Origin of the sequence: Acidisoma sp., from assembly GCF_035492295.1 — a bacterium.
In the GTDB taxonomy this organism is placed as follows: Bacteria; Pseudomonadota; Alphaproteobacteria; order Acetobacterales; family Acetobacteraceae; genus Acidisoma.
On sequence record NZ_DATJJK010000113.1, the window covers coordinates 1 to 17,818 of the forward strand.

General features: G+C 65.6%; 17 protein-coding genes. 4 read left to right on the forward strand and 13 right to left on the reverse strand.

What is annotated here, in order from left to right; all coding sequences use genetic code 11:
• The coding region (metH, locus tag VL752_RS08095) for a methionine synthase (protein ID WP_325353960.1) at window positions 1-2,936 on the reverse strand (2,936 nt) is incomplete at its 3' end.
• A complete protein-coding gene (locus VL752_RS08100) occupies window positions 2,933-3,934 on the reverse strand; it encodes an ArsR/SmtB family transcription factor (protein ID WP_325353962.1) in 1,002 nt (333 codons plus the stop codon). The genes metH and VL752_RS08100, both read right to left, overlap by 4 nt.
• Window positions 3,935-3,972: 38 nt before the next feature.
• On the opposite strand from VL752_RS08100, the gene VL752_RS08105 reads away from it, so the two are divergent.
• Window positions 3,973-4,305, forward strand: coding sequence for a hypothetical protein (locus tag VL752_RS08105; RefSeq protein ID WP_325353964.1), 333 nt, complete (start codon window positions 3,973-3,975; stop codon window positions 4,303-4,305).
• A 24-nt stretch (window positions 4,306-4,329) separates the two neighbouring features.
• On the opposite strand, the gene VL752_RS08110 is transcribed toward VL752_RS08105, so the two are convergent.
• From VL752_RS08110 to VL752_RS08160, 11 genes are all read right to left on the reverse strand, one after another.
• Window positions 4,330-4,728 (reverse strand): hypothetical protein, encoded by a 399-nt coding sequence (locus VL752_RS08110; RefSeq protein WP_325353966.1) that lies wholly within the window; start codon window positions 4,726-4,728, stop codon window positions 4,330-4,332.
• Between the two features lie 67 nt (window positions 4,729-4,795).
• Window positions 4,796-5,257, reverse strand: coding sequence for a MarR family winged helix-turn-helix transcriptional regulator (locus VL752_RS08115; RefSeq protein WP_325353968.1), 462 nt, complete (start codon window positions 5,255-5,257; stop codon window positions 4,796-4,798).
• Between the two features lie 72 nt (window positions 5,258-5,329).
• Window positions 5,330-6,211: an NmrA family NAD(P)-binding protein gene (locus VL752_RS08120; RefSeq protein WP_325353970.1), complete on the reverse strand. Its 882-nt coding sequence runs from the start codon at window positions 6,209-6,211 to the stop codon at window positions 5,330-5,332.
• A 158-nt stretch (window positions 6,212-6,369) separates the two neighbouring features.
• Window positions 6,370-6,978, reverse strand: a complete 609-nt coding sequence (locus VL752_RS08125) for a helix-turn-helix domain-containing protein (RefSeq protein WP_325353972.1) — start codon at window positions 6,976-6,978, stop codon at window positions 6,370-6,372.
• Complete coding sequence (locus VL752_RS08130; protein ID WP_325353974.1) at window positions 6,971-7,909, reverse strand: nitrilase-related carbon-nitrogen hydrolase; 939 nt, start codon at window positions 7,907-7,909, stop codon at window positions 6,971-6,973. The genes VL752_RS08125 and VL752_RS08130 overlap by 8 nt, the downstream gene beginning before the upstream one ends.
• 2 nt (window positions 7,910-7,911) lie before the next feature.
• Window positions 7,912-9,348, reverse strand: coding sequence for a glutamine synthetase family protein (locus VL752_RS08135; protein WP_325353976.1), 1,437 nt, complete (start codon window positions 9,346-9,348; stop codon window positions 7,912-7,914).
• Window positions 9,349-9,456: 108 nt separating this feature from the next.
• The gene (locus VL752_RS08140; protein WP_325353978.1) at window positions 9,457-10,485 is read right to left on the reverse strand and encodes an L-idonate 5-dehydrogenase; all 1,029 of its coding nucleotides are present in this window, start codon (window positions 10,483-10,485) and stop codon (window positions 9,457-9,459) included.
• Between the two features lie 10 nt (window positions 10,486-10,495).
• Complete coding sequence (locus VL752_RS08145; RefSeq protein ID WP_325353980.1) at window positions 10,496-11,458, reverse strand: 2-hydroxyacid dehydrogenase; 963 nt, start codon at window positions 11,456-11,458, stop codon at window positions 10,496-10,498.
• Between the two features lie 88 nt (window positions 11,459-11,546).
• Entirely contained in the window at window positions 11,547-12,590 is a 1,044-nt protein-coding gene (locus tag VL752_RS08150) for an LLM class flavin-dependent oxidoreductase (RefSeq protein ID WP_325353982.1), read from the reverse strand.
• A gap of 18 nt (window positions 12,591-12,608) precedes the next feature.
• Complete coding sequence (locus tag VL752_RS08155; RefSeq protein ID WP_408863073.1) at window positions 12,609-13,472, reverse strand: N-formylglutamate amidohydrolase; 864 nt, start codon at window positions 13,470-13,472, stop codon at window positions 12,609-12,611.
• A gap of 26 nt (window positions 13,473-13,498) precedes the next feature.
• The gene (locus VL752_RS08160) at window positions 13,499-14,500 is read right to left on the reverse strand and encodes a pseudouridine-5'-phosphate glycosidase (RefSeq protein WP_325353984.1); all 1,002 of its coding nucleotides are present in this window, start codon (window positions 14,498-14,500) and stop codon (window positions 13,499-13,501) included.
• 142 nt (window positions 14,501-14,642) lie between these two features.
• Between VL752_RS08160 and VL752_RS08165 the strand changes: the two genes are divergently transcribed.
• The 3 genes from VL752_RS08165 to VL752_RS08175 form a co-directional block, all read left to right on the forward strand.
• Window positions 14,643-16,055 carry an NAD(P)H-dependent flavin oxidoreductase gene (locus VL752_RS08165; protein ID WP_325353993.1) on the forward strand — a complete coding sequence of 471 codons (1,413 nt, stop codon included), beginning with the start codon at window positions 14,643-14,645 and terminating at the stop codon, window positions 16,053-16,055.
• Window positions 16,056-16,148: 93 nt separating this feature from the next.
• On the forward strand, window positions 16,149-16,850 hold the full coding sequence (locus VL752_RS08170; protein WP_325353987.1) for a M48 family metallopeptidase: 702 nt from the start codon (window positions 16,149-16,151) through the stop codon (window positions 16,848-16,850).
• Between the two features lie 35 nt (window positions 16,851-16,885).
• A partial coding sequence (locus VL752_RS08175; protein WP_325353989.1) for an asparaginase occupies window positions 16,886-17,818 on the forward strand: 933 nt, incomplete at its 3' end.

The following is a 17,818-nucleotide window of genomic DNA, read 5'->3' on the forward strand; positions in this document are numbered from 1 at the left end:
CAATACCCGTAGGCAGCCTGTGGCTTCAGGATATCCTCCGACTCGCACAGTGCGAGCATCCGCCGCATCACGGGCCGCAGCTCCTGCTTCGCCCAGCCGAGGAAATCGTCCAGCGAGCGGCCTTGCTTCCGGAAGCCCCACTGGAATTGGTACAGGCTGCGCTCGTTCAGGAACGGCACGATGGCTTTCGGCGTCGCCTCGATCATGCGCGCGCCCCAGAACGGCGGCGTGACCATGGGCACCCCGTCGGCGATGCGCTGGCGGCGCGCCCGCACCGCGTTCACGTCCACCGGCTGGAACGCCTTCGCGTCGGCCTGGCCCAATGTGCGCGTGGTGTTGCGCGCCTTCCCGGCACGCTTGGACTGCAGGACCGCCAGATAGTCGTCGAACCCGTTGCCGGTGACCTTGTCCATCAGATGCAGCCCGTCGAACGCATCGCGCGCATAGGCCACGCGGCCGCTGCCATAGGCGCGGACACAGTCATCCTCGACATAGTTGCGCGTCAGCGCGGCGCCGCCGAGCAGCACCGGCAGCTCGATCCCCTGGCGGGTCATCTCCTCCAGATTCTCGCGCATCACGACAGTGGATTTCACCAGCAGGCCGGACATGCCGATGGCGTGCGCGCGATGTTCCTTGGCGGCACTCACCATGTCGGCCAGCGACACCTTGATGCCGAGATTGACGACGCGGTAGCCGTTGTTGGTCAGGATGATATCGACAAGGTTCTTGCCGATGTCGTGCACGTCGCCTTTCACCGTGGCGAGAACGATGGTGCCCTTCTCCTGCCCTTCCACCCGCTCCATCAGCGGTTCCAGATAGGCGACGGCGGCCTTCATCGTTTCCGCGCTCTGCAGCACGAAGGGAAGCTGCATCTTGCCGGCGCCGAACAGCTCGCCGACGACCTTCATGCCGTCCAGCAGAATGCCGTTGATGATGTCCAGCGGCGCATGCGTTTTCAGCGCGTCGTCCAGCTCCTCCGTCAGGCCCTTGCGGTCACCGTCGACGATACGGTCCTTCAGCCTGCCTTCCACCGTTTCCGAGCGCGTCTTGACGGTCGCGTCCGCGGCCTTGCGGTCGGCGAAGATCTCAAGCAGGCGCTGCAACGGATCGTAGCCTTCGGCGCGGCGATCGAAGATCAGATCCTCGACGACCTTCACCTCCTCGGGCGCGATCAGATGCAGCGGGCGGATCTTGCTGACATGCACGATGGCGCCGCTCATGCCGGCCTTCACCGCATGGTCCAGGAACACGCTGTTCAGCACCGCGCGCGCGGCCGGGTTGAGGCCGAAGCTGATGTTGGACAGGCCCAGAATGATCTGAATGTCCGGGAAGCGCTCGCGGATGGCGCGAATGCCTTCCAGCGTCCACTGGCCAAGCTTGCGGTCGTCCTCGTTGCCGGTGGCGATCGTGAAGGTCAGCGGATCTATCAGCAGGTCAGACTGCGGGAGGCCGTGCTTCTCGCAGGCGAACTGCACCAGCCGTGTCGCGACCGCCAGCTTCCGTTCCGGTGTCTTCGCCATGCCCTCTTCGTCGATCGTCAGCGCGATCACGCCGGCGCCGAAACGGCGCGCCAGCTTCAGGCGGTCCTCGGCGGCCTTTTCACCATCCTCGAAGTTGATCGAGTTGATGATCGGCTTGCCACCATGCAGCTTCAGCGCACGCTCGATCACCGGCGTCTCGGTGCTGTCGATCACCAGCGGCGCATTGACCGAGGAGGTGAAGCGGCGGATCACCTCGTCCATCTCCGCGCCCTCGTCGCGCCCGACGAAGGCGGTGCAGACATCCAGGCTGTTGGAGCCTTCGGCCGCCTGCTCGCGCCCGATGGCGACGCAGCTGTCCCAGTCATGGGATTCCTGCGCCAGCCGCCACTTCTTGGATCCGTTGGCGTTGCAGCGCTCGCCGATGGAGAAATAGCTGTTCTCCTGACGCAGCGGCGTCTGGCCGTACAGGCTGGCGACGGACGGGATCCATACCGGCTTGCGCAGCACCGGCGCCGGCCGGTAGCTGCCGCGCTTGCGCAACATCGCATCGAGCGCCGCGATGTGCGGCACGTCGGTGCCGCAGCAGCCGCCGATCAGGTTCATGCCGTCCTCGGCAACGAACCGCTCCACCCAGGTTGCCATGTCCGCGGCGCTCAGCGGGTAGCGGGTCTGGCCGTCGACCAGTTCCGGCAGGCCGGCATTTGGCTGCACGGACAGCAGGCCGGGCCAGTTGGCCGCCAGCCAGCGCACATGCTCCGCCATCTCCTGCGGCCCTGTGGCGCAGTTCAGGCCGATCAGCGGCACATCCAGGGCGTGGATCACCGTCGCGGCGGCGGCGATGTCCGGGCCGACCAGCAGCGTGCCGGTGGTTTCCACCGTCACCTGCACGAAGACCGGCGTGTCGCGTCCCAGTTCCGCACGGGCGAGCTTGGCACCGTTGACGGCGGCCTTGATCTGCAGCGTGTCCTGGCAGGTCTCGATCAGGATGGCGTCCACGCCGCCGGCGATCAGCCCGCGCGCCTGTTCGGCAAGGGCCGCTTCCAGTGGATCATAGGCGATATTGCCCAGCGTCGGCAGCTTCGTGCCCGGCCCGATCGAACCCACGACATAGCGGTGCCGCCCGTCCGAGAAACTGTCGGCCGCCTCGCGCGCCAGTTCGCCCGCGATCTTGTTGATTTCGAAGGCGCGGTCTTCGAGTTCGAATTCCGCGAGCGTGATCGGGCTGCCGCCAAAGGTGTTGGTCTCCACCATGTCGGCGCCAGCCTCGAAATACCCTCTGTGAATTTCGCGCACCATGTCAGGGCGGGAAAGGTTGAGAACCTCAGTGCAGTTCTCGCGGTTCCAGAAGTCTTTTTCGATGTCGAGCGTCAGCGCCTGGACGCGGCTGCCCATGCCGCCGTCGCAGAGCAGAACCTGGTCGCGGAGCGCGTCGAGAAGATGGGGGCGGCTGCTCATGGATGGGCCTCTCGGAAGTCGGAAACGAGCGGTTGCGTATCGGTGGCGGCGGTGGCGCGGGTCTGCACGGAGCCGCTCCAAATTTCGGTGGGGATTGGCCCCGGAATGGTGACTGTTCCATGAATGGACAGCCCGGCCGCTTGCATCATGGCGCGCATGCGGGCGGGCGCGAAGCCGCGATGGCGGTGGGCGAGCCGCTCCGCCAATTCATGCGCGGTATGCTTCGCGAGGTCGACGACGATGATCTTGCCCCCCGTGCGGGTCACGCGGGCGGCCTCCTGCAGCACGGCCTCGGGGTCCTCGGCATGGTGCAGCACCATCTGCAGCACGGTACGGTCAAACCCGTCCTGAGCCGTGCCATCGGGCAAGGGCAGGCGATACATGTCGGCCTGGCGCAGGCTGCAATGGGCAAGCCCGGCCTGGGCGAGGCGAGCCCGCGCCAGCTTCAGCATCTGGGGGCTGGCGTCGATGCCGAGCCCGCTCTCGGCCCGGGGCCCGAGCAGTTCCAGCACCCGGCCGGTGCCGGTGCCGACGTCCAGCACGCGGCCGAGCGGCGGCGCGCCCGCGATATTCGCGAGTGCCGCTTCGACCTCAGCCTTGGGCAGGCCAAGGGCTGTCATCTCGTCCCAATCGGCCCCGCGGTCGCGAAAACTTTCGGAGGCGGCGCGGGCGCGCTCGGACAAGGTCTGAGCCGCCATGCGGCGGTCGGTCGCGAGAACGGGATCATCCTCGGGCAGGCGCGCGATGAGGGCCCGGGCGAGCTCGCCCCGCGGGCTCGCGGCATCAGGCAAGGCGAACCAGGAGAAGACGCCTTCCTGCTGCCGGCGCAGCAGACCAGCCTCGACGAGAAGGCGGAGATGGCGGGAGAGGCTAGGCTGGGACTGGCCCAGGATCGTCACCAGCTCGCTCACGCAGAAGGCGCCGCGCGCGCAGAGCGCGAGGATGCGCATGCGCGTCGGCTCGGCCGCGGCACGAAGTGAGGTGATGAAAGCCTCCATGCCTTGAACATACATAAAGATATGTTTATGTCTAGTGTATGGTCCGCATCGACGCACGCATACCGGTCTTCTTTTCGAGCACGGCAGAGCCGGCGACGGCAGATGTCATGTGGCTGGTGGAAGACGCCGAAAACGCCGCCTGGGACAGCCGGGAGACCGGCCATGTGCCGGGCTGCACCTGCTGTGTCGCCCGCAGCCCAGTGGCGGAAGCCATGGGCCGCCTGTTCCGCGCCCGCGCGGTGGGCGAGGTGCCGTTCTTCACCCGCCTCGGCGTGGTGCCGGCGAGCGAGGGCGGGGCTGTCGCTGTCCGCCAGGCGCTGGAAACGGACGGCCTCGTCTCGGCCTGCTACCGCTTGGAGCGAGCGGGGTAGGGCGACAGGCCGGAGGGACGCTTGCTAAGGCTTGGGCGCGGTTCCCGTGAACTGGCGAAGCGGGCCGAGCGGTCCCAGGGGAATCAGTTCGAAGCTCATGAGATGGGCCCGCCCCAACGGCAGTTTTTCGAGCATCTCATGGGCGGCGGTGGCGTCGGTGACATTCAGGATGAAGGCCACGCCCGGACGATCCTGCAACGAATACCATTGGTCGATCTTGCCACCCAAATAGAGGTTAACGGTATCCCGAACCTCGTTCGGCAGGATCGCAAGCACCTTTGCCCGGTCGGCACCGGGATTGATGGTTCCGATGGCGAGAACCTTTGTGGTCGGCGTCGAGGTCGCCGCAGGCTGGGCGTGACCGGCGTCCGAGCCCGCGAGCATGAAGATGAGTGCCAGACCGGCGACGAGACGGCGTTTCATTTCAGTATCTCTCCTTCACTTGATGCTTGTCGCCCCATCGACTTGTCCTGGCAATCGATCTGAAGGTTCAGTCCTCGGCTGAGCGCGCCTTCGTTTCGCCGACGACCACGCTTCTCAGCGCTCCTCGTAGAGCGGTGACATTCCCGGCACCGTTCAATTGCTCAAATTGTTGTTGAGCCTTCTGCCAGAGAGGCATCGCTTCGGCGCAAAGACGGTGACCTGCGTCCGTGAGTTCAACAAGGCGGCTTCGGCCATCAGTGGGTGAGGGCTGGATTCGGACCAAGCCGTCCCGTTCCAAAAAGCCAAGCATTTTGCCCATCGCGGTCCGCTCAATGTCGAGCCGTTCGGCAAGAGCATTGACGGCGGCGCTTCCTACCTCCTTCAGCGCCGCCAAGGTGAGGAATTGTGTGATCCGCAGGCCCGCCGGCTCAAGCTGCGCATCGTAGAAGCGAGAGATCTGGCGGTTCGCTTTTCTAATCGCGAAGCAGTTGCATTGATCGATTCGAAGAGGCTGATTGACCGGCAACATTTCTTTGCTCTTTCGATGAGGATGCGGAAGCCACGCTATGCCGGAAGGCAGGCGGCATAGGTGGACTCCTGCTCAGGCGAATACGGCCCGGTTCTGAGCGATGAATTCCTGGACCGACAGTGCCGGCGTTCCAGTGATCTTTTCCACGGCATCATTGGTGCCCGAGAAAATGCCGTCATGATAGTTCTGGGCGACCTCGACCAGATGCTGGACCAGGAACGGAGGAAACTTATAGAGATTCTCCATCCTGTCCTTGAAGGCTTCGATCGAGGTCGGCGCATAGTCGATCCGCGCTCCGAGAACCTCGCTCATGGCGGCGGCGATTTCGCTATGGTTCATCTCGACAGGTCCGTGAAGCGTGTAGATCTTGCCTTCATGGCCCTGCGGATTGGCCAGGAGATGGGCGATGACCCGTCCTTGATCGTCAGCGGCGATCGGCGCGTGGCGCCCGTTGGCGAACGGGAATGTAATCTTTTTCGTCGCCCAGATCTCGCGCCCAAAATGCGGGTAGATGAGCCAATCTGCAAAGAAGGTGGGGCGGAGATGCGTCGTCGGGACGCCTGACCAATCGAAGACCCGTTCGGACACCCAGTGGTCCTGTGCCGCATGGCTCGCTGATTCCCGGCGCGCCGAAATCTGCGACATGTTGACGATCGCGGAGACGCCTGCCTCCTTCGCGGCCTGTGCGAAATAGGCCGCCGCGCTGATGATGCCCGGTGCAATCGGATAAAGGAAATAGGCCGCTCGAATGCCTTCCATCGCGGCTCGGATCGCGTCGATACTGGTGAAATCTCCGACGGCTATATCGACACCACGCTGCCTCAGGGCGGTGGCCCGCTCGTCATCTGAACGCACATAGGCCCGGACGCTTTTGCCCATCTTGAGCAACTCGTCGATCGCGGTGCCACCGGTCCGACCGGTCGCTCCGCTCACAAGAATCTCAGCGTCACTCACGGCTTCACTCCTTCAAAATGTAAAAGCATATGCTCCTAAATGGGCAAATAAGAGCATATGCTCTTATCGTCAAGCGGTTTCTCCGGATCCGCTTTCCGAGGCGGAAACTGGTCACTTTTCACCCCTGGGCAGTCACGCTCGGATAGTCTGCCCGGCCTTCAGGCCTTCTCGGCCGTCTCGCTCTTGAACGGCACGATGGAGAGGCAGATCGAGAGCACCACCGCCTCCTCCTCCCCGACCGCGACATAGGCGTGGCGCATGGTGCTGTCGAAATAGCAACTGTCGCCGCGCGCCAGCTGCACCGGCGCGTAATGCTCCATATGCAGTTCCACCTCGCCCTCCAGCACATGGGCGTATTCCTCGCCGTCATGTACGCTCCAATCCGCGAGTGGCGGGGCTTCATGGTTGCGGATGCGCATCAGCAGCGGGACCATGGTCTTGTTCGCAAGCTCCGTCGCATGGGCGGCGTAGAGGTAATGCGCGCTCTGATAGACCGGGGCTTCCGCGCCGCGCGTCACCACCCGGCGTGCCGTCTTCGGAGAGGCGGGAGCCGGTGGATCGAGCATATGAACGAAGTTCACGTGCAGGGCGCGGGAGATTTTCAGCACCGTCTCGAAGCCCGGCTTCTGCTGCTCATTCTCGATCTTGGAAATGGTCGAGATCGAGACGCCGCTGGCCCGCGCCAGCTCGTCCAGCGTCAGGTCCTTCGCGCGCCGGATGCTTTTCAGCTTGCGGCAGAATTCCGCGATCAGCGCCGCCTCATCCATCGCGGCCAAGCCTGCGGCGGTGGATGGAGAGATCGAAGATATCGGGCCGCGCGTAATGGCCGCTCTGGTCGAAACCCTGGCGTGCCTGGTACAGGCTTGCCTTGTCAATGAGAGCGGAAGCGATACCCTCGACCCCCGGTTCGAGCCGCGCCACGCAAGCCTGGCCCGGGTCGTAGATGGCCGAGCCGCCGGCGAAGATGCTGTCCAGCCCTTCGACCAGAAGATCCGCATAGAACTCGAAATCCTCAGGCACGTCGGAGAGGGAGAGCAGGCCGCAGACGCTGGCGCACCACATCCGCCCCTCCTGGGCCGCGAAGATCGGCAGCCCCTTCGTCACCGCCTCGTTGCCGGGCCAGACGGAGATATGAATGTCCTCGCCATCCTCATAGAGGGCGGCGCGGGCATGGCTCATCCAGTTCTCCCAGCAATTCAAACCGCCGACGCGAAAGCCGCCGAAGGCGTGGCAGCGCAGGTCCTGCGCATCGCCGATACCCCAGACAAGGCGCTCGTCATGCGTCGGCATCAGCTTGCGATGCGCGCCGACGATGCCCCGCTCGGCATCGATGGTGACCAGCGTGCACCACACGGTGCCGCGCCCGCTGCGGCTGCCCCGTTCATTGACGCCGAGATAGACCGAGACGCCGTGGTCTCGGGCGGCCTCGCTCACCAGCGCCAATTCGGCGCCGCCGATCTCGACGGAGGATTCCATGAATTGCGCATAGGCGCGGGCCTGGCGCGCATCGTCGAAGGCAGCGCCGTTGGTGCGGCAGACCCAGAACGGATAGCCGCTGAGGAAGGTTTCCGAGAAGGCGAGGATGTCGATGTCCCGTGCCGCAGCCTCGGCGACGGCGGCGGTGATGATCTCGACGGTGCGTGCCTTGTCGCCCCAGGCGGGGCGAAGTTGGGCGATACCGAGATGAAGTGTGCTCATTGTCAGAACATCTCAAAATATTCCTGGTGTTCCCAGTCCGTGACGGCGCTGAGAAAGCGGTTCCATTCGAACTGCTTCAGGCTGTGGAAATAGTGGTGGAAGGTCTCGCCAAGTTCCGCCTTCAGAACCGAACTCTCGGCAAAGGCGGTGAGCGCCTCACCCAGGCTGCCGGGCAGCACGGCGCGCTCGGAGAGATAGGCGGCGGCGACCGGCGCGCCGGGATCGGCTTCAGCCGCGATGCCGGCGCGACCCGCGATGATCTGGGAGGCGAGATAGAGATAGGGATTGGCGGCCGGGTCGCCGATACGGTTTTCGATGCGGGAAGCGCTGTCACCGCCGTCGCCGATGACGCGCAGCATCGCCCCGCGATTTTCCTGCGCCCATGCGGCTTTGTACGGCGCGAAGCCGTCCGGCCGCTGGCGTTTGTAGCCGTTGACGGTGGGCGTGGTGAGCAGCGCGGTCGCCGGGGCATGATCGAGCAACCCGCCGAGATAGTGCATGCCGGTGATGGAGAGCGGTGACGCATCTCCTTCGCGCGCCGCGAACAGATTGGCGCCATCGCGTGTCAGCGACTGATGCATGTGCCAGCCGCTCGGAAAACTATTGGCGATCTTGGGGACCGCCATGAAACTCGCATGATAGCCGTGCCGTCGGCAGAGCTGCTTCACCGCGGTGCGAAACAGCAGCGCGCGGTCCGCGGCCTCCAGCGCGGGGAGGGGCGCGAAGGTGAGTTCGCATTGCCCCGGCCCCCATTCGTCTTCGAGGGAGGCGAGCGGCAGGCCGAGCGCCTCCAGATTCTCCTGCAGCATGGCATAGAGGGGTTCGACCTCGTCGCCCCGCGTCTCGGTCAGATACTGGTAGCCATGGGCAATGTTCTCGACTTCAGGAGGACTAGGCGGATAGCCGCTGTCGGCCGGGCTCATCTTGGGGTCGAGCAGCTTGTAGACGTAGAATTCGAATTCGAGACCGACCGTCATGCCCATTCCGTCGGCCGCAAGTTTCGCAAGTTGCTCGCGAAGGATCTGGCGGGTGGAGAGCGGGCAGGGGCGGCCGTTGCGGAAATAGGCGTCGGCCAGAATCCACCCCGTGTGCGGCACCCAGGGCAGGACGTGGAAGGTTGCGGGATCGGGCACCAGCACGCCGTCCGGCAGGCCGATCATTTCCGGAATGCCGAGATGGTTTTCGGCACCGAAGGGCGGCACGATCGGGTGGTTGGTCGTATCGAAAATCGCGGTGACGAGCTGGAAATCCTTACCCGCGCTGAGGGCTGTCACAAATTCCCCGGCGGTTACCGTCTTGCCGCGGACGATGCCGTGCTGGTCCCCCCAGCCGATGCGGATATTGCGGATGCCTTCCGATTTGATGCGCGCGGCCAGTTCCTTCGCCTGGGCCGCCTGATCCGCTGACCACAGGCCGTGCTTCTCGATGAATCCTGCCACGCCGCGTCTCCCCTGGTGAGGTAGCGAGCGTAGGCGAGAAAATTTTTCGTTCAAGAAAAATTTTTGGCCGCAGCAGACGGCGCCTGGGCGCCAGCCGGCTGCCGCGGGTCAGAAGGCGAGCTGAACCTTCATCGCCGTCTTCCGGTCCCCGGCATGCTCGAAGGCCGCGACCGCCTCCTCGATCGGGTAGCTGCCGGTGAGCAGCGGCGAGAGATCAACGCGCCCACTGTCGATGAGGGAGACGGCGAGCGGAAATTCCTCGTGGAAGCGGAAGGAGCCGGTGATGAGGAATTCCTTCGCGACCACCATGTTCTGCGGCACCGACATATCGCCGCCGAGGCCGAGCTGCACGATGGTGCCGCGCGGCCGCACGACCTCCATCCCCGCGCGCAGCGCCCGCTCGTTGCCGGAGCATTCGATCATGACATCGACCTGGCCTTTCTCCGCCGCATAGGGGGCCAGCGCTTCCGGATTCTTCGCCGTGTTGAAGGCATGGGTCGCGCCGAGCGTTTTCGCGATCACCAGCGGCTCATCGACGATATCGGTGACGATGATTTCAGCTGCGCCATGGAAGCGAGCGGCGGCAACCACCAGCGCACCGATGGGGCCACAGCCCGTTACCAGCACGCGCGCGCCAAGCAGGGAGCCCGCGCGGGAGAGGCCGTGCAGCACGACGGAGAAAGGCTCGGCCATGGCCAATTCCGCAGCCGAGGCGCGGCTCGCCGTGAAACACTGCGTGGCGTCACAGACAAGAATCTCGCGAAAACCGCCCTGGATATGGGGCATGGGCATGGCGCTGCCGTAGAAGCGCATGTTCAGGCACTGGTTGGGCAGGCCCATCAGGCAGAAGCGGCAGGCATGGCAAGGGCGGCTCGGATTGACCGCGACCCGGTCACCAACTTTCACCCTCGTGACGTCAGGCGCGATCTCGGCCACCTCGCCGGCGATTTCGTGTCCGAGGATCATCGGCTCGCGCACGCGCACGGTGCCGAAACCGCCATGCTGATAATAATGCAGGTCCGAACCGCAGATGCCGCCCGCGCGGATGCGCACGGCGACCTGTCCGGGACCAAGCGGCTCCAGGTCCCGCTCTTCGACGCGAAGATCCTTGGCAGCGTGAATGACGACGGTGCGCATGGCGATATCCTCAGTCTACTTGGGTCAGCAGCGGCCGGCCTGCGAAATGGGCGGCAAGATTATCCCGCACCAGCTGCCCCATGGCGCGGCGGGTCGCGGTCGTCGCACTGCCCAGATGGGGCATCAGCACGGTATTGGCGAGGCCCGCGAAGCGTGGGTCGATATCGGGCTCGTTGAGGAAAACGTCCAGCCCGGCTCCCGCGATCGCTCCGGTCTGCAGCGCTTCGATCAGCGCATCCTCGTCCACCGTCGACCCGCGCGAGACGTTCACAAGATAGCCCTCGGGGCCGAGCGCCTGGATGGCTGCGCGGTCCATGATGGCGCGGGTGCCGGCGCCGCCCGCGAGGGTCACGATCACCATATCCGCCCAGCCAGCGAGCGCCTGCACGCTCTCGAAAGCCTGATAGGGCAGGCCTGGCTTGGCTGTGCGGTTGAAATAGCCGATCTCGCAGCCGAAGCCCCGGGCGCGCTCGGCGGTCGCAAGCCCGATGCGGCCAAGGCCGAGGATGCCGAGCTTACAGCCGAAGAAACGCCGCGCGAGCGGCATGCCGCCGCTCTTCCATTTTCCGGCTCGTACGAAGGAATCCGCCTGGGGCAGTCGCCGTGTCACGGCTAGAGCCAGCGCCATCGCGAGATCGGCGACGTCGTCCGTCAGCACATCCGGCGTATTGGTGACGGGCAGGCCGCGCGCGCGGGTCGCCTCGAAATCCACCCCGTCGACACCGACGCCGAAGCAGGCGACGATCTCGAGCGCGGGGAGGCCCGCGATGAGCGCGGCATCGGCGCCGATGTGGCCTGTGGTGAGGATGGCGCGCACGTTTTGGCAACGGGCGAGGAGAGCCTGCTTGTCCGCCGCCTCCCAATAGCGATGGATGCGATAGGCGGCCTCCAGCGGCTCCATGTCCCATTGCGGCAAGGCGTTCATCATAAGGATTTCGGGTCGCATGTCTCCGGTGCCGCTTGGCTGCGTCATGGATGTGCCTCCCTCTCTGGCGGTCTTCTGGGTTCTGTTATCGCTACCATGATTAGGCGCCCGAGCCATTGCTCCGTCAAGCCGGCGGTCAGAAGCCGCGCCGGGCCACTTCGGCCCGCACGATGGGGGCGACCTTAGTACCGAATAGCTCGATCGCCTTCATGACGGTCGCATGCGGCGTGGGTCCTACCGCCACCTGAAGCAGAAAGCGCTGGTGGCGGAAGATCCTGTGCTGAAAAAGGATCTTTTCCGCGACCGCCTCCGGCGTGCCGACCAGAAGTGGGCCCTCGGACCCGCGTTGCCGGTCGTACTCCGCGCGCGTCAGGGGCGGCCAGCTGCGCTCGGCCCCCAGCCGGTCCATCACGGATTTCAACGGATGGAAGAAGGTCTCGGCCGCCTCCTCCGTCGTCTCCGCGACGAAGCCATGGCTGTTGATGCTGATGGGCATGGTCGCCGGGTTCCGCCCGGCGCGAATCGCCTGGTCGCGGTAGTAGTCGAGCAGCGGGGCGAATCGCAGCGGCTCGCCGCCGATGATCGCGAGCGCCATGGGCAGGCCGAGCCGCGCGGCCCGGGCGGCCGAGGAAGGCGTACCCCCGATCGCGACCCAGATCGGCAGCTTGTCCCGGTAGGGACGAGGGTAGATCCCCTGATCGTCGAGCGCTGGGCGGTGGCGCCCCGCCCAACTCACCCGCTCCTCGTCCCGGAGCCTGATCAGAAGATCGAGCTTTTCGGTGAAGAGGTCGTCGTAATCATCGAGATTGAAGCCGAAGAGCGGGAAGGATTCGACGAAGGAGCCGCGGCCGGCGATGATCTCGGCGCGCCCCTCGGAGAGCTGATCGAGGGTCGCGAAATCCTGAAACACCCGCACCGGATCGTCCGAACTCAGCACGGTGACCGCCGTGGTCAGGATGATGCGCCTGGTCCGTCCGGCGGCGGCCGCCAGCACCACCGCCGGGGAGGAAACCGCATAATCCGGCCGGTGATGCTCGCCCACGCCGAAGACATCGAGTCCGACCGCATCCGCGAGTTCGATCTCCTCCACCAGATCGCGTAGCCGCTGGCCGGCATCGGGTGCTCGGCCAGTCGCGGGGTCGACCGTGGTCTCGCCGAAGCTGTAGATGCCGAGTTGCATCGGGCGGCCCGCGCCGGCTCAGCGATAGTCGCGCAGGACGAAGCCGTCCGTCGCCATGAAGGCGACGAGATCGGTCACATCTCGCTGCAGCCGGGCAAAGCCGCTATGCGCCTCGATCCGCCGCTCGTCCATGTAGAGGCCACGCGCGATCTCGATCTGCAGCGCATGCACGCCTTCGCGCGGGCGGCCGTATTGGCGCGTCACATAGCCGCCGGCATAGGGATCGTTCCGCCGCACGCTGTAGCCGAGGCGGCGCAGGCAGGCTTCCGTCCGCATCACGAGATCGGGGTTGCAGGCGGTGCCATAGGCATCCCCCAGCACGAAATCAGGCGTAGCACTGCCCATGCTGGAGGGCATGGAGTGACAGTCGATCAGGAAGCAGATGCCAAAACGGCTGACCGTTCGGCCGATGAGATCGCGCAGTGCCCGGTGATAGGGCTCCCAGCAGCGGCGGATGCGCTCCTCGGCTTCGGCGAATCGAAGCTTGCGTTCGTAGATCGCCTCACCAGAGGCCACGACCCGCGGGATGGTGCCGAGCCCCGCCCCGATGCGGGCGCTGGCCGTATTCACCCATGGCGGCAGCGGGTCCTCGAACATACCGGGGTCGAGTTCCCAGGGCTCGCGGTTCGCGTCGCAATAGGCGCGGGGGAAGAAGGCTTTTACCAGCGGCGCGCCGTATTCAGGCGCGGCGGCGAAAAGCCGGTCGACCCCGAAATCCTCGCTGCGCCGCAGCGTGCGCGGCTCCAGCCGGCTTTCGGCCAGGAAGTCGGGCGGGTAATCCGCGCCGGAATGGGCGGACGAGAAGACGAGCGGCGCAGTCTGCACTTCTGGCTCGATCACGCAAAAGGGCGGCGCGACGTCTATGTAATCCATGGCAGCCATTGAAGCGTCCAAAACCGCCGCTGTCATCATTCAATCGGAGCCTGTCCGGTCCTCGCGCAGGCGATGGCGGCGGCGAGGCGAACATTGTTCCGGACGAGCGCGATATTGGCGGTGAGGCTGCGGCCTTCGCTGAGCGTGAGCAGGCGGGAGAGCAGGAACGGTGTCACTGCCTTGCCGTCCACTTTCTGCAGCCGGGCTTCCTCCAGCACCTGATCGACAAGGATCTTCATGGCGTCGAAGGGGATTTCGTCGACCGCCGGGATCGGGTTCGTGACCAGCATGCCGCCGTCGAGCCCAAGGCGGGCGCGCGCCTCCATGATGGCGGCGATTTCCTGCGGGCTCTCGACGCGGAGCGGAACGCGCCAGGGGCTTGCGGCACTCCAGAAGGCGGGAAGATGGTCGGTTTGATAGCCGAGGACTGGAACGCCACGGGTTTCGAGATATTCCAGGGTGCGCGGCAGGTCGAGAATCGCCTTGGCGCCGGCGCAGACGACGGTCACCGGCGTGCGGGCGAGTTCGTTCAGATCGGCTGAGATATCCATGCTATCCTCGCCGCCGCGGTGTACGCCGCCGATGCCGCCAGTGGCGAAGACCGAGATGCCGGCAAGCGCCGCGCAGATCATGGTGGCGGAGACGGTGGTGCCGCCCGAGCGGCCCATGGCGAGCGCGAAGCCGAGATCGGCACGGGAGAGTTTCATGGGCGACGGACTGGCTGCCAGCGCCTGTAGCTGCGTCTCTGTCATGCCCACCAGGATTTCACCGTCGAGCAGGCCGATGGTGGCCGGAAGGGCCTTATTTTCCCGGCAATCCGCCTCTACCTGATGGGCCATGGCTAGATTCTGGGGATAGGGCATGCCATGGGTGATGATCGTCGATTCCAGGGCCACGACGGGCCTATGCAATCGTAACGCTTCCGCCACTTCTGCCGAGACAGTAATGGGTGGAGAGAAGGCTGCCTGCGGCCGGTGAGACAGGGGATGGCTCCGGGCCAGGCTCGATGGGGGCGGGCTGGGCGAAGAAGCATTCATGGGTTACAGCACCGTGACGCGAGTGGGCGGGATCAGGGTATAGGGTGAAAGCCAGAGCCCTGCATCTCTACGATGGCCATCACTTGGAAAAAGAATTTTGGGGACCAGCGCGGCTTGGCCTGCGCGCAGTGGAATTGGAATGATGAAGGCGCTGAATGCGATCCGGATGGGAGGGGCCGACATCCTGCCCCTCATCGAAGGCGGAAAGGGCGTGGCAGTAAGCGACGGCGTAAGCTGCGGTAACTGGGCGGCCTCCGGCGGCGTCGGCACCTTCAGCGCGGTCAATGCCGACAGCTACGATGCCGACGGCGAACCCATCCCTCAGGTCTATCACGGCCGAACCCGGCGGGACCGGCACGAGGAACTGGTGGACTTTGCCATCAAGGGAGGCATTGCCCAGGCCCAGCGCGCGCATGAGATCAATGGCGGGCGCGGGCGCATCAACGCCAATATCCTGTGGGAGATGGGCGGGGCCGAGCGCGTCATCACCGGCGTGCTGGAGGGGGCGCGCGGGCTCATTAACGGGCTCACCTGTGGCGCCGGCATGCCCTATCGCCTGTCCGACATCGCGACCAAATTCGGGGTCCACTACTACCCCATCGTCTCCTCCTCCCGCGCCTTCAGCGCGCTGTGGAAGCGCGCCTATCACAAAGCGTCCAACCTCCTCGGCGGTGTGGTCTACGAGGACCCGTGGCTGGCTGGCGGCCATAACGGCCTTTCCAACAGCGAGGATCCGACCAAGCCGGAGGATCCGTTTCCACGCGTCCTGGCGCTGCGCAAGCAGATGCGCGAATTTGGCCTCGACGACACCCCCATCATCATGGCCGGCGGCGTCTGGTGGCTTGAGGAATGGGAGGACTGGATCGACAACAAGGAGCTGGGTCCGATCGCCTTCCAGTTCGGCACGCGCCCGCTGCTGACCCAGGAAAGCCCGATCGGGGACAGCTGGAAGCAGAAGCTGCTGACCCTGAAGAAGGGGGATGTCTTCCTCAACCGCTTCAGCCCCACGGGCTTCTATTCCAGCGCCGTGAACAACGACTTTATTCAGGAGCTGCGCGGCCGGAGCGATCGGCAGGTCGCCTACACGAGCGAGGTTGTGGGCGAGCACACCGCCGAATTCGGCGTCGGCCCGCGCAAGCGCATCGTTTACCTGACCAAGCCGGATCTCGCCCGGGTGAAGCAGTGGGTATCGCAGGGTTTCACCGAGGCGCTGCGCACGCCGGACACGACCCTCGTCTTCGTGACGCCGGACCGCGCCGCTCAGATCTACCAGGACCAGGTGGATTGCATGGGCTGCCTCAGCCAGTGCCGCTTCTCGAACTGGAGCCAGGAAGCGCCGGAATATTCAAACGGCAAGAAGGCCGATCCGCGCAGCTTCTGCATCCAGAAGACACTGCAGACCATCGTGCATGGCGGGGCGGATGACTACACGGCCGAGCACAACCTCATGTTCAGCGGCCATAACGGCTTCCGCTTCGGCCTGGATCCCTTTTATTCCAACGGCTTCATCCCGACGGTGCGGCAGCTGATCGACCGCATCAAGACCGGGCGCTGAGCCCGGCCTCCATCCTCCCCGCCGCCGAATGCGCTTGAGCCTCCGGCGGCGGCTGGGGCAGACTGCCCCCGTCATGAAGCCCCCCCTTGCCCCATGGCTGAGCTGAGCCGCGAAAGCCTGGCGCTTTCGGGCGTCATCGCCGACGTCGTCTGGCGACGCAGCGCGCGGGCGCGCCGCATCAGCCTGCGCATCGACGCCGGACGCGGTGTCGTCGTCGTCACCCTGCCACCGCGCTCTTCCAAGCGGGCTGGGATGGCGCTGCTGACGGAGAACGGCAACTGGGTTGCCACGCGCCTCGCCGCACTGCCGAGCGGCATCGTCTTCGAGGACGGCGCGGCGGTGCCCATCGCCGGCGTGCCGCATCCGATCGAGCACCGTCCGCTTGCGCGGGGTGGCGCCTGGCTGGAGGAGGGCAGCCTGGTCGTGACCGGCGATGCCAGCTTCCTGCCGCGGCGGGTGACCGATTTTCTCCGCCAGGAGGCGCGGCGGCGCCTCTCGACCCTCGCCTGGGCGCATGCCGCCGGTGCCGGCCTCAAGCCAAGACGGATCATCATCAAGGATACGCGGAGCCGCTGGGGCAGCTGCGCGGCAGATGGTACGCTCGCCTTCAGCTGGCGCCTCGTCATGGCACCGCCTGCCGTGCAGGACTATGTCGCGGCGCATGAGGTCGCCCACCTTCGCCACCTCAATCATGGCCCAGGCTTCTGGGCGTTGGTGGCGGTGCTCTGCCCCGGCTGGCGTGCGGCCTCCGACTGGCTGCGGGATGAGGGCGTCAGCCTCATGCGGGTCGGCTGAGCCGCTCGCTGGATTTTTCACAGGAGAAACAGGACGTGACTGGAGTTTCCGAGCCGCAGGGCACGGTCGTGCTACTGACCACGGGCGGCACCATCGCCTCCCGCCAGGATGCGGCGGGGACGGCCTTCGTGAGCAGCATCGGCGCGGAGGAGATGGGTGCGCAGGCGCGCGACCTGCCTCCGGGCGTGGCGCTGAGGGCGGAGGCCTTCTGCAACATCAACAGTTTTCGCATGGATTTGCCCACGGCCTATTCCCTCGGCGAGCGGATCGGCACTCTGCTTGCCGAACCGGCGGTGCTGGGCGCGGTGGTGACGCACGGCACCGATACGATGGAGGAGTCGGCTTTCCTCGCGGGGCTGACGGTTGCGAGCGACAAGCCGGTGGTCTTCACAGGTGCCCAGCGCAATGCCGAGGAGGCGGATGCTGATGGGCCGCGCAATCTGAGCGACGCGATCCGTCTGGCGGCGAGTCCTGCGGCGCGGGGCATCGGCACGGTCATTCTGTTCGATGGGGAATTCCACGCCGCGCGGGATGCGCGCAAAACCCATACCTCGCGTCCGGGCACCTTCAATTCGGCCGATCACGGCAAGCTTGGCACCGTGGACGAGGGCGCCGTGCGGCTTTATCGCCGCCCCGCCGATCTGCCGCATTGTGCCGTGCCGGGGGTGGAGCCGCGTGTCGAACTGATCAAGATGGCCATGGGCATGGACGACCGCTTCATGCGCTGGGCGCTGGCCGATGGTGCGCGCGGCTTCGTGCTGGAGGGGTTCGGCCGCGGCAACTGCCCGCCCGACTTTGTGGAGGCCACGCGCGCGGCGGTGGCTTCGGGCGTGCCCGTACTCGTCACCTCGCGCTGCGGCGAGGGGCGCGTGAAACCAGTCTACGGCAATGGCGGCGGCGTTGATCTGGCACATGCGGGCGCCATTTTCGCGGGCGATCTCACCGGTCAGAAGGCGCGCATCCTGCTG

Excerpts from the sequence above, each read along its gene's own strand:
- VL752_RS08150 (WP_325353982.1), bottom strand. The coding sequence starts at position 12,590 with ATGCAACTCGGCATCTACAGCTTCGGCGAGACCACGGTCGACCCCGCG.
- VL752_RS08125 (WP_325353972.1), bottom strand. The coding sequence starts at position 6,978 with ATGGATGAGGCGGCGCTGATCGCGGAATTCTGCCGCAAGCTGAAAAGC.
- VL752_RS08170 (WP_325353987.1), top strand. The coding sequence starts at position 16,149 with ATGGCTGAGCTGAGCCGCGAAAGCCTGGCGCTTTCGGGCGTCATCGCC.
- VL752_RS08165 (WP_325353993.1), top strand. The coding sequence starts at position 14,643 with ATGAAGGCGCTGAATGCGATCCGGATGGGAGGGGCCGACATCCTGCCC.
- VL752_RS08100 (WP_325353962.1), bottom strand. The coding sequence starts at position 3,934 with ATGGAGGCTTTCATCACCTCACTTCGTGCCGCGGCCGAGCCGACGCGC.
- VL752_RS08145 (WP_325353980.1), bottom strand. The coding sequence starts at position 11,458 with ATGACGCAGCCAAGCGGCACCGGAGACATGCGACCCGAAATCCTTATG.
- VL752_RS08115 (WP_325353968.1), bottom strand. The coding sequence starts at position 5,257 with ATGTTGCCGGTCAATCAGCCTCTTCGAATCGATCAATGCAACTGCTTC.
- VL752_RS08130 (WP_325353974.1), bottom strand. The coding sequence starts at position 7,909 with ATGAGCACACTTCATCTCGGTATCGCCCAACTTCGCCCCGCCTGGGGC.
- VL752_RS08110 (WP_325353966.1), bottom strand. The coding sequence starts at position 4,728 with ATGAAACGCCGTCTCGTCGCCGGTCTGGCACTCATCTTCATGCTCGCG.
- VL752_RS08160 (WP_325353984.1), bottom strand. The coding sequence starts at position 14,500 with ATGAATGCTTCTTCGCCCAGCCCGCCCCCATCGAGCCTGGCCCGGAGC.
- VL752_RS08155 (WP_408863073.1), bottom strand. The coding sequence starts at position 13,472 with ATGGCTGCCATGGATTACATAGACGTCGCGCCGCCCTTTTGCGTGATC.
- VL752_RS08105 (WP_325353964.1), top strand. The coding sequence starts at position 3,973 with ATGGTCCGCATCGACGCACGCATACCGGTCTTCTTTTCGAGCACGGCA.
- VL752_RS08140 (WP_325353978.1), bottom strand. The coding sequence starts at position 10,485 with ATGCGCACCGTCGTCATTCACGCTGCCAAGGATCTTCGCGTCGAAGAG.